A 2,199-nucleotide genomic window follows, 5' to 3' on the forward strand; every position below is an offset into this window, starting at 1 on the left:
TACATGGGGTATTCTACGTGGAAAAGTAAACCTAAAGACGAGAAAACAACAGGTGATACATTTTCACCCCAAAAACAGATTATGTTTGCTGCCTCAGTCTCTTTATTAAACCCTCATGCAATCATGGATACCATTGGAGTAATTGGTACTAGCTCCTTATCCTATTCGGGGTCAGCCAAAATCACCTTCATGGTGGTATGTATTTTGGTTTCCTGGCTTTGGTTCTTTGGTCTGTCGATCGTAGGGAGATTGGTAGGCAAAGTAGATTCTTCAGGAAGATTTATTCTTATCTTAAATAAAATTTCGGCTCTGATAATGTGGGGAACCGCTGTTTATCTTATAATTTCTATCTAAAATAAGGCCTATTCTGATTATTGTTTCAAAACCATTAGAACCCTTCCTTCCGTCAATAACAATTGACTTAACCACAAAAAAGCACGCATCTTGTAAGAATGCGTGTTTTTCCCATGAGATAAAAAAATTACCCAGCTATTGGCTGGGTATGCAAAACTAATCTATATTTTAAGGGGGCGGAGGTTTAAGGTTCTTCCGTGAACCTATTTATATGATAATGGATAAATATTAATAAATTATGAACGAAAGATTAATAGTATAAGAAAAGGTGATTATAATGAGAGATTTTCATTGTTGCGCGACATGCAGGCATTTTAAAGCGGAGAAAAGAGCAGAGGGAATGCACTATTTTTGTAGTCGTTTAGGCTTTGAAACAAAAACGACCTACAAATTTAATTGCTGGAGTCCGAAAGAAAACATTAAGAAAATGATTGATAATAATAGTAAGGGTATTAATACTCAAGGATGAGTTACACTTTTTTCTAAGATTAATGACAAATATACATTGTCCTCCTGTCATTATCATGTTATTTTCATCAATATCATTTAAGATTTGATGATTGGCAGGGAGTGAATTCTAATGGCAGCAACACATGTTTTTTCAAAGAAAGAAGAATTGGCGAATTCAATCACACACGGAATAGGAGTAATGTTTAGTATTGCTGCCTTAGTTATATTGATAACATATGCTTCCCTTTACGGGAACGTCTGGCATATCGTAAGTTTTACAATCTTTGGTGTAACAATGCTGATTCTTTATATGTCCTCAACATTGCTCCATAGCTTCCCGGAAGGAAAGGTAAAGGACATTTTCGAAATTTTTGACCATTCTTCTATTTACTTTTTCATTGCCGGGACCTATACCCCGTTTCTACTAATTGTAATTAAAGGAGCACTGGGCTGGTCACTGTTTGGAATTGTTTGGGGATTGGCCATTGCTGGCACAGTTTTTAAATGTTTCTTTGTGAAAAAGTACCTTTTTACCTCTACAGCTCTTTATGTTGTCATGGGGTGGTTAATTGTCTTTGCATGGAAACCTTTAGTTAATAATCTCTCGCCACAGGGTATGACCTATTTAATTATTGGCGGTGCTCTTTATACACTAGGCGCCATATTCTATGTGTGGCGAGGGTTTAAATATCACCATGCGGTTTGGCATCTATTTGTATTGGCAGCCAGTGCAGTACACTTTTTTTGTGTCTTGCTTTATGTATTGCCGATAGGATAAAAGAAACAGCACTCACCTTGAGGCTGTTTCTTTTATATCGATAATAGTTTAACATCAAACATGCCGCATTTTTCTAAATTTCAATGTCTCTCGTGAAAACCATAAGCTCATTAAAAAGCTTATGATTCCTGTAACCAGTAATACCGCTCCGATGATTTTCATGCTTTCCTCAGTAATGTTTTCTCCAAAAATTAATCCCAAAATGATCGAGGCTAGAATAGAGCCTAAATATCGGCAGGTTTGAAACAGGCCGGATGTGGTGCCAATAATCTCTTTTGGACTTTCCTTCACCATCGCCACTTGGAGAACAACATTTCCAATTCCGTAGCTTAAGCCCATGATTGATAAAATAATCCCGATACCAAGATAGGAGGATTGAACAAAAAACAACATAAAAGTCAGCGCACCAATAATTGATATGAATGCCCCAACCATAATTGGCTGGTTTACACCCGTACGATCAATCCATTTTCCAGTGACAGTTGATATAATAATGCTAACTCCTGACATAAATAGCATTAACATACCGCTCAATTCAACACTTAAACCCATTCCTTCTTGAAAATAACTAGGCAATCCGAAAAATAAACAATAGAAAAAGATATTTAAAAAAATAA

General features: G+C 36.2%; 3 protein-coding genes. 2 read left to right on the forward strand and 1 reads right to left on the reverse strand.

The genetic code is table 11. The features are described from left to right. Positions 1 to 354 (forward strand): LysE/ArgO family amino acid transporter (locus tag V7659_RS31540; RefSeq protein WP_335543915.1); only part of this gene is annotated, 354 nt, incomplete at its 5' end. Between the two features lie 580 nt (positions 355 to 934). Next, positions 935 to 1,582 carry a PAQR family membrane homeostasis protein TrhA gene (trhA, locus tag V7659_RS31545; RefSeq protein ID WP_335543916.1) on the forward strand — a complete coding sequence of 216 codons (648 nt, stop codon included), beginning with the start codon at positions 935 to 937 and terminating at the stop codon, positions 1,580 to 1,582. Between the two features lie 54 nt (positions 1,583 to 1,636). On the opposite strand, the gene V7659_RS31550 is transcribed toward trhA, so the two are convergent. Beyond that, positions 1,637 to 2,199 (reverse strand): MFS transporter (locus tag V7659_RS31550; protein ID WP_335543917.1); only part of this gene is annotated, 563 nt, incomplete at its 5' end.

It is taken from the genome of Neobacillus drentensis (assembly GCF_036966985.1).
Classification (GTDB): Bacteria; Bacillota; Bacilli; order Bacillales; family Cytobacillaceae; genus Neobacillus; species Neobacillus drentensis_E.